5 protein-coding genes are annotated in these 8,550 nt (G+C 75.2%); 4 read left to right on the forward strand and 1 reads right to left on the reverse strand.

Going from position 1 to position 8,550, the window contains the following annotated elements; all coding sequences use genetic code 11:
* Nucleotides 1-31: 31 nt before the first annotated feature.
* Both ACIBBA_RS16550 and dxs read left to right on the forward strand, forming a co-directional pair.
* On the forward strand, nucleotides 32-1,219 hold the full coding sequence (locus ACIBBA_RS16550) for an anhydro-N-acetylmuramic acid kinase (RefSeq protein ID WP_396698011.1): 1,188 nt from the start codon (nucleotides 32-34) through the stop codon (nucleotides 1,217-1,219).
* Nucleotides 1,220-1,302: 83 nt separating this feature from the next.
* Nucleotides 1,303-3,258: a 1-deoxy-D-xylulose-5-phosphate synthase gene (gene dxs, locus ACIBBA_RS16555; protein WP_396698013.1), complete on the forward strand. Its 1,956-nt coding sequence runs from the start codon at nucleotides 1,303-1,305 to the stop codon at nucleotides 3,256-3,258.
* Between the two features lie 61 nt (nucleotides 3,259-3,319).
* Here dxs and ACIBBA_RS16560 read toward each other — a convergent pair whose 3' ends face one another.
* Entirely contained in the window at nucleotides 3,320-4,513 is a 1,194-nt protein-coding gene (locus ACIBBA_RS16560) for a hypothetical protein (protein ID WP_396698015.1), read from the reverse strand.
* A 225-nt stretch (nucleotides 4,514-4,738) separates the two neighbouring features.
* Between ACIBBA_RS16560 and ACIBBA_RS16565 the strand changes: the two genes are divergently transcribed.
* Entirely contained in the window at nucleotides 4,739-6,637 is a 1,899-nt protein-coding gene (locus ACIBBA_RS16565) for a hypothetical protein (RefSeq protein WP_396698254.1), read from the forward strand.
* Nucleotides 6,637-8,421 (forward strand): hypothetical protein, encoded by a 1,785-nt coding sequence (locus ACIBBA_RS16570; protein WP_396698017.1) that lies wholly within the window; start codon nucleotides 6,637-6,639, stop codon nucleotides 8,419-8,421. Before ACIBBA_RS16565 ends, ACIBBA_RS16570 begins: the two co-directional genes overlap by 1 nt.
* Nucleotides 8,422-8,550: the final 129 nt, after the last annotated feature.

The following is an 8,550-nucleotide window of genomic DNA, read 5'->3' on the forward strand; positions in this document are numbered from 1 at the left end:
GGCTCCGAGGCTGGGCCACTAGCCTGGCGCGGTGAAGATCGTCGGGTTGATGTCGGGCACCTCGTACGACGGGGTGGACGTGGTTGCTGCCGAGTTCACCGCCGAGGGGGACACCCTGTGGCTGCGGCCGCTGGGGCACCGCGGCCTCGACTACGACGCGGAGCTGCGGGGCCGGATCGGCGTGCTGCTGCCCCCGGCGGCCACCACCGTCGAGGCGGTCTGCCAGCTGGACAACCGGCTGGGCGAGGTCTTCGCCGAGGCGGCGGCGGTCGGGGTGGAGCTGGCCGGCGGCGCGGCCGACGTGGTGGTCTCGCCCGGGCAGACCGTCTTCCACTGGGTGGCGCAGGGCGTGGCCCGGGGCACCCTGCAACTCGGCGCGGTGGCCCGGGTGGCCGCCCGGGTCGGCGTACCCGTGCTCAGCGACCTGCGCTCGGCGGACATCGCCGCCGGCGGGCAGGGTGCACCGCTGGTGCCGGCCTTCGACGCGCTGCTGCTGGCCCCGGACACCGGTGCGCCGGACGGCGCGGCCGGGCCGCGGGCGCGGGCCGCGCTGAACCTCGGCGGGATCGCCAACCTCACGGTGGTCGCCCCGGGCGCGCCGGTGCTCGGGTACGACATCGGGCCGGCCAACGCGCTGCTCGACGCGGCGGCCCGCCGCTTCCTGGACCGGCCCTGCGACCTCGACGGCGCCCGGGCGGCGGCCGGCCGGGTGCACCCCCGCCTGCTCGACGCGCTGCTCGCCGAGCCGTACTACGCCGCCGCGCCGCCGAAGTCGACCGGCAAGGAGCTGTTCCACGCCGGCTACCTGGACGAGCGGCTGGCCGCGCTCGGCGAGCCGGTCCCGGCCGACGACGTGCTGGCCACGCTGACCGAGCTGACCGCCCGGGTGGTCGCCGCCGAGTGCGACCGGCACCGGGTGGCCGAGGTGATCGCCGCCGGCGGCGGGGTGCGCAATCCCACCCTGTGCGGCCGGCTGGCCGCGCTGGGCGCCGGCCGCTGGCGGCTGCGCACCACCGACGAGCTGGGCGTGCCGGCGCAGGCCAAGGAGGCGTACGCCTTCGCGCTGCTCGGCTGGCTCTCCTGGCACGGCCTGCCCGGCGCGATCCGCTCGGTCACCGGGGCCGCCCGGGCGGCCGTGCTCGGCTCCTGGACCCCCGCCGGGCCGGGCCCGAACGCCGGCCCGGTGACGCCACCGTGTCGGCTGCGAATCCGCTCCTGACCGGCTGCTCAGCGCCCTGCCGCGCCCCCGTAGGTTGTCGGCCCGGGCTGCGGAGTGCCGAACGGCCGTTAGACTCTGCCCTCATGAGTGTTGAAGAGGACACGGCCAACCACGGCAGGCTGCTGGCCACGGTACGGGGCCCGCAGGACGTCAAGCGGATGTCCACCGAACAGTTGGACATCCTCGCCGCCGAGATCCGTGACTTTCTGATCGCGAAGGTGTCCCGCACCGGCGGGCACGTCGGCCCCAACCTGGGTGTGGTCGAGCTGACACTCGCCATGCACCGGGTCTTCGACTCGCCGCGGGACCGTTTCCTGTTCGACACCGGCCACCAGGCGTACGTGCACAAGATCGTCACCGGCCGGCAGGCCGGGTTCGACCGGCTCCGCCAGCGCGGTGGCCTCTCCGGCTACCCGAGCCAGGCGGAGAGCGAGCACGACCTGGTCGAGAACTCGCACGCCTCCACCGCCCTCTCGTACGCCGACGGGCTGGCCAAGGCGTACGCGCTGCGCGGTGAGTCGCGCAGCGTGGTCGCCGTGGTCGGCGACGGCGCGCTGACCGGCGGCATGTGCTGGGAGGCGCTGAACAACATCGCCACCGCCGGCAACCCCCTCGTGATCGTGGTCAACGACAACGGCCGGTCCTACGCGCCGACCATCGGCGGGCTCGCCGACCACCTCTCCTCGCTGCGGCTCAACCCGGGCTACGAGAAGGTGCTCGACACGGTCAAGGACGCCCTCGGCTCCACCCCGCTGGTCGGCAGGCCGATGTACGAGGTGCTGCACGCCGTCAAGAAGGGCATCAAGGACGCGGTCGCCCCGCAGGCGATGTTCGAGGACCTCGGCATCAAGTACGTGGGTCCGGTCGACGGGCACGACATCGCCGCGGTCGAGTCCTCGCTGCGGGCCGCGAAGAACTTCGGCGGCCCGGTGATCGTGCACGCGGTCACCCGGAAGGGCTACGGCTACCGGCCGGCCGAGGAGGACGAGGCCGACTGCCTGCACGGCCCCGGCAGCGCCTTCGACATCGAGACCGGCAAGCTGGTCGCCGCCCCCTCGGTGAAGTGGACGCACGTCTTCGCCGACGAGCTGGTCGCGATCGCCGACGAGCGGCCCGACGTGGTGGGCATCACCGCAGCGATGGCCGAGCCGACCGGCATCGCCGCGCTCGCCCGCAAGTACCCGGAGCGCACCTACGACGTCGGCATCGCCGAGCAGCACGCGGCCACCTCCGCGGCCGGCCTGGCGCTCGGCGGGCTGCACCCGGTGGTGGCGGTCTACGCCACCTTCCTCAACCGCGCCTTCGACCAGGTGCTGCTGGACGTGGCGATGCACAAGCTGCCGGTGACCTTCGTTCTGGACCGGGCTGGCATCACCGGCCCGGACGGGCCGAGCCACTACGGCATCTGGGACATGTCCGTCTTCGGGGTGGTGCCGGGCCTGCGGATCGCCGCGCCCCGCGACGCCGCCACGCTGCGCGAGGAGTTGCGCGAGGCGATCGGGGTCGACGACGGCCCGACCGTGGTCCGCTTCCCGACCGGCACCGTCGCCGCCGACCTGCCGGCCGTACGGCGGGTCGGCTCGGTCGACGTGCTGGCCGAGTCGGCGCGTACCGACGTGCTGCTGGTCGCGGTCGGCGCCTTCGGCCACCTCGGCATGGAGGTCGCCGCCCGGGTCGCCGAGCAGGGCTACGGGGTCACCGTGGTCGACCCGCGCTGGGTCCGCCCGGTCCCGGCCGAGCTGGTCGAGCTGGCCGCCGGGCACCGGCTCGTGGTCTCCGTGGAGGACGGCGTACGGGTCGGCGGGGTCGGCGACGCGCTCGGCCAGGCCATGCGCGACGCCGACGTCCGGGTGCCGCTGCGCGACCTGGGCGTACCGGCGGAGTGGCACCCGCACGGCACCCGGGCGCAGATCCTCACTGACCTGCGTCTCACCGCGCAGGACGTGGCCCGGGACGTCACCGGCTGGATCTCCGGGCTGGACGGCACGCCGGTCGAGCCGGTCGGGTTCGCCGCCGACGACGCGGCCGCGCAGAACTGACGTGAACGACGGCGGGCGGCCCGGACGGGTCGCCCGCCGTCGCGTCGGGTGAGGTGACCGGTCAGCGACCGCCGACCGACCGGTACTGCGTCTTGCCCGTCCCGGCCAGGCTGAACGTCTCGGCGCGCTCCGGCTCCGGCACGACCGCCAGCCCCGGCCGTTCCACCAGCAGCGGCGTGCCCGGCGGCACCGACAGCGAGCTGTCCCGGTTGGCCCGCCAGCTGAGCACCACCAACGGCTGGCCGGGCACCGGCAGCCGGTACGTCTGCAGCGGGGCGGACCGGTCCGCCGGGGAGACCACCGGGGCGCCGCCGCCGGCCGGCCGGTAGACCACCGCGGTCATCGGGCCGGTGGCGCTCTCCCAGGTGAGCTGTTCCAGCTCGGCCGGGTCGCCGCCACCGAGGGCCACCTCACCGAGCGACCGGACGGCCACCTTCGCCATCGGCCAGGACTCCGGCGCCGACTGCGGGGCGGTCCGGTCGCCCACCCGGCGCGGGAGGCTGCCGAACGGCCCCCGCTCGCCGGCCAGCAGGCAGGTGTCCAACCCGGTCAGCGCCCGCTTGCCGGAGCCGGTCTCGTCGCGGACCAATGGGTAACGCGGGTCGGCGGTGCCGGTGCCCAGGTCGAGCATCCGGTCCGCGGCGCGGCCCCGGGGCAGCGACTCGGTGGCCCGCAGGGTGGCCGTCAGCGGCACCGCCCGACAGGCCGGCACGTCGACCGCCGCGCTGATGCCGTCGCGGGTCGGCAGGGCACGACCGTCCGGCCCCAGCAGACGCTCCACCCGCCCCGAGGTGAGGTAGCGGCGTCCGGCGGCGGTCTGCACCGGCAGCACGTCGGAGTAGACGAGGTAGCCGGGGTCGGTGTACTCGGTGGCCCGCACGACCGTGTAGCGCTCGCCGTCGGGGGTGAGCTGCAACAGCCAGGAGGCGCTCTCGCCGGGGACGTCCGCGGCGACCAGGGCCAGCGGCGCGCCGTCCACCTCGCCGGAGAAGAGAATCCCGGAGGAGGAGAGGTGCACCCGGTCGTCCGCCGGCGACCGCCAGGCCCGCACCGCCGCGGTGACCGCGGCGGTGACCGCCGGGTCGCCGGCCAGACTCCCGCGAGGCGGCCAGACCGCGAGGGAGCCGTCCAGGCTGTCGTAGCCGACGCGCAGGTCGCCGGGTTGCCGGTCGGCGACCGGACCGCAGGCCGTCGTGGCCAGCAGCACGGCCAGCAGCGTGGTGGCCAGCTTGCCGCGCCCGCGGACTCGAGCCACCTGTACGCCCCCGATCGCTCGACCCTGATGTCGGAAGCGTCATAGTACGAGATGTCCGACCAGGGTGGCGCGGCACCTCGTACCGGGTTGACCGCGCACACCGGACGGTGCACCACAAAGGACCGACGCGGTGGCTTTAGTGCTTTTTCGGCGCTCGGGTAGACTCCGCCGACTGTGACGCCTGCCGAGCCCCGCGCCGAGTCCGTTCCGGAGACCGACGCCGCCGTGGGTGTCCCCACCGCCCTCGCCACGCGGACCGCGACCATCGAGGCGCCGTCGGAGACCGCCGCCGGTAACAGCCGGCCCCCGGTGGACGGCGCCGCGCGGTCCGGGGCGACCCCGACCGCCGACGACGCCGGTACGCCCACCCCCGAGCCCCGGCGCCGGTGGACCCGCCGCCGGCAGGACCTCGCGGTCTACGGGCTCTTCCTGCTCGCCGCGCTCTGGGTGACCAGCCGGATCTGGGTGGACCCCGCCGGCCGGGTGGCCTCGCTCTACAGCAGCGACCCGGCGCAGGTGCAGTTCTTCCTCGCCCACTCCGTGCGGGTGGTGCTGCACGGTGAGTTCCCGTTCTACACCGAACAGTTCAACTACCCCGACGGCGTGAACCTGATGGCCAACACCGCCGTCCTCGCGCTCGGCATCCCGATGGTGCCGATCACGCTGCTCTTCGGCCCGGCGGTCTCCTTTGTGCTGCTGGTCACGCTCGGCCTCGCCGGCACCGCCGCCGCCTGGTACTTCGTGCTCTCCCGGCACCTGGTCCGCACCCCACTGGCCGCGGCCGTCGGCGGCTGGTTCTGCGGGTTCTCGCCGGCGATGCTCTCGCACGCCAGCTGGCACCCGAACATCATCAGCCAGTTCCTGCTGCCGTTCATCGTGTGGCGGGTGCTGGTGCTCACCCGGTCCCACCGGCCGCTCCGGGACGGGACGCTGCTGGCCCTGCTGGTGACCGCGCAGGCGTTCATCAACGAGGAGATCCTGCTCTTCACCGCGCTGGCCTGCGGGGTCTTTCTGCTCGCCGTGCTCGTCCAGGAGCCGGCCCGGTGGTCGGCGGCGTGGCGTCCGCTGGGCGCCGGGCTGGCGGCCTGCGCGGTGCTGGCCGGGGCGTTGCTGGCCTACCCGCTCTACATCCAGTTCGCCGGGCCGATGGCCTACCACGGGCTCAGCGACGCGGTGCGGGACTACGGCAACGACATCGCCGCGTTCTTCGCCCCGGGCTCCCCGACGCTCGGCGGCCACCAGCGGGCCAACGTCAACCTCGCCCCGAACTACTCCGAGGAGAACGCCTTCTTCGGTTGGAGCCTGGCCCTGCTCTCCGTCGGCATCGTCGTCTGGCTGCGCCGGGAACTGCTGGTCCGGGCCCTCGCCGCGACCGGCGTCTTCTTCGCCGTGCTCTCCCTCGGCGAGCGGGTCTCCTGGTGGGACCGGGAGCTGTTCACCGGCCCGTGGGAGTGGCTGGTCCATCTGCCGCTGCTCGACGCGGTGGTGCCGACCCGGTTCGGCCTGATCACCACCGTGGTGATCGCGATGCTGCTGGCCCTCGCCGTCGAGCGCGCCTGGTCGCTGCGCCCGGCCGACCGGCGTACCGTGCGGACGCTCGCCGTCGCCGGCCTGGTGCTCGCGCTGCTGCCGATCGCGCCGATGCCGCTGCGGGTGGTCTCCCGCCCGCCGGTGCCGGACTTCATCACCGCCGACCGGTGGCGGGCGTACGTGGGGCCGGACCAGACGCTGGTGCCGATCCCGGTGCCCAGCATGGGCAACACCCACGGCATGCGCTGGGCGGCCGCCACCAACCTTGACTTCAAGATTCCGGGCGGCTACTTCCTGGCGCCGCGCAACGGCAACACCGGCGACCCGGGCCGGTTCGGTGGCCGGCCCAGCGGAGTGGGCCAGCTGCTGGAGGAGGTGGCCACCACCGGCCGCACGTCCAAGCTGGACGACCGGCAGCGCCGACGGTCGCTGGACGAGCTGCGGCACTGGCGGGCGGCGATCCTGGTGCTGCCGGTGCGCCAACAGAACGCGGAGCCGTTGCGGCGTACCGTCGAGCAGCTGGTCGGTCCGGGCCGCCGCGAGCTGGACGTCTGGGTCTGGGACGTGCGGGCGCTGACCGACCGCGCGGTCTGATGGCCACCGGGACGACCGCCCGGACCGAGGTCGAGGCGGAGCCGCGCCGTCCGCGTGGCCCGGCCTGGACGCCGGACGCGTTGGTGGTCGCCGGCTACCTCGGCCTGGCGTTGCTGCTCACCAGCGGCCAGTGGCGCCACCCGGGCCGGCTCTTTCACCAGGCGGGCGACCAGGTCCTCTTCGAGTGGATGCTGGCCCGGGCGGCCCGGGCCGTGGTCGGCTTGGAGAACCCGCTCTACAGCACCGCGCTGAACGTGCCGGACGGGGTCAACCTGATGGCGAACACCTCGGTGCTCGGCCTCGGAGTGCCGCTGACCCCGGTCACCCTGCTGTTCGGCTCGCAGGCCGCGTTCACGGTGGCGGTGCTCTGCTGCCTGGCCGGCACCGCCACCGCCTGGTACGTGCTGCTGCGCCGCCGCCTGGTCACCTCCCGGGCCGCCGCCGCGGTGGGCGGACTGTTCTGCGGGTTCGCCCCCGGCATGGTGTCGCAGGCCGGCGCGCACCTGCACATGGCCGCCCAGTTCCTGGTGCCGGCGATCCTGGCCGTGGTGTTCCGGCCCGCGGGCGGCCGGGTGACCCGGCCGGGGATCTGCCTCGGCCTGCTGGTCACCTGGCAGGTCTTCCTCGGCGAGGAGGTGCTGGTCTTCCTGGCCCTCGCAGCCGGGGTGTTCGTCGTCGGGTACGCGCTCGCCGACCCCGCCGCGGCTCGCCGGGCGGCACCCGCGCTGCTCGGCCGGCTCGGCGTCGGCGCCGCGGTGGCGGGTGTGCTGCTGGCGTACCCGCTCTGGTTTCAGTTCCTCGGCCCGCAGCACTACCGGGGGATGGCCTTCGACGCGTACGGCTACCAGCTCGACGCCGCGTCGTTCACCGCCGCCGCCCGGCAGACCGTGGTCGGCGACGACTACCTGCCGGGGCTGCTCTCGCCGAACCCGACGGAGGAGAACTCGTTCTTCGGCCCCGGGCTGCTGGTGCTCACCGTGGTCATCGTGATCTGGCTCCGGCGGCGGCCGCTGGTCCGCGCCCTGGCCGGCTGCGGGCTGCTCTTCGCCCTGCTGTCGCTGGGCGCCGAGATCCGGGTGAACGGGGCGGACACCGGCATTCCCGGCCCGTACCGGCTGGTGGCCGGACTGCCGCTGCTCGACCTGGCGGTGCCGGCGCGCTTCCCGCTGGTCTGCGTGCCGGTGCTGGGCATCCTGCTCGCCCTCTCCCTGCAGCGGGTCCGCGACGTGCGCACCGCACCGGACCGGCCCGCCGTGCCGGTGCGGCTGCTCTGGGCCGGGGCGGTGGCCGCCGCGCTGCTGCCGCTCACGCCGACCCCGATCCGTACCGTGCCGACCGCCCCGGTCCCGCCGTTCGTGGCCGACGGCGGGTGGCGGGCGTACGTGCCGGCCGGCCGGACGCTGGTCGCGGTGCCGCCGGTCACCGCTGCCGCGTTCAGCCCGGCGATGTTCTGGTCGGCGCGCACCGGGCTGGCGTTCCCGGCCCCGGGTGGATACTTCATCGGCCCGAGCGCCCGGGACGACCCGTCGGCGCGCTGGGGCGCCCCGGACCGGCCCACCGCCGTGCTGCTGCGGCGGGTCGCCGAGACCGGGGAGGTGCCGGTGATCACCGATGCGGACCGTCAGCAGGCCGTGGCGGACCTGCGGCACTGGCGGGCCGCGGTGGTGGTGCAGGGTGTGCTGATCCACGGTGATCCGGTCCGCCGGGCCGTCGACGACCTGCTCGGGCCGGGCCGTGAGATCGACGGCGCGCTGGTGTGGGACGTCCGCGACCGGGTGAGCTGACCCGTTCCCGATCGGGTCGGCCGACCCGGGGGGGGGGGGGGGGGGGGGGGGGCGGGCCGGGGGGGGGGGGGGGGCGGGGGGGGGGGCGGGCCCCGCCCCCCCCCCCCGCCCCCCGCCCCCCCCCCGCCC

This window comes from Micromonospora sp. NPDC051006, from assembly GCF_044456245.1.
Classification (GTDB): Bacteria; Actinomycetota; Actinomycetes; order Mycobacteriales; family Micromonosporaceae; genus Micromonospora.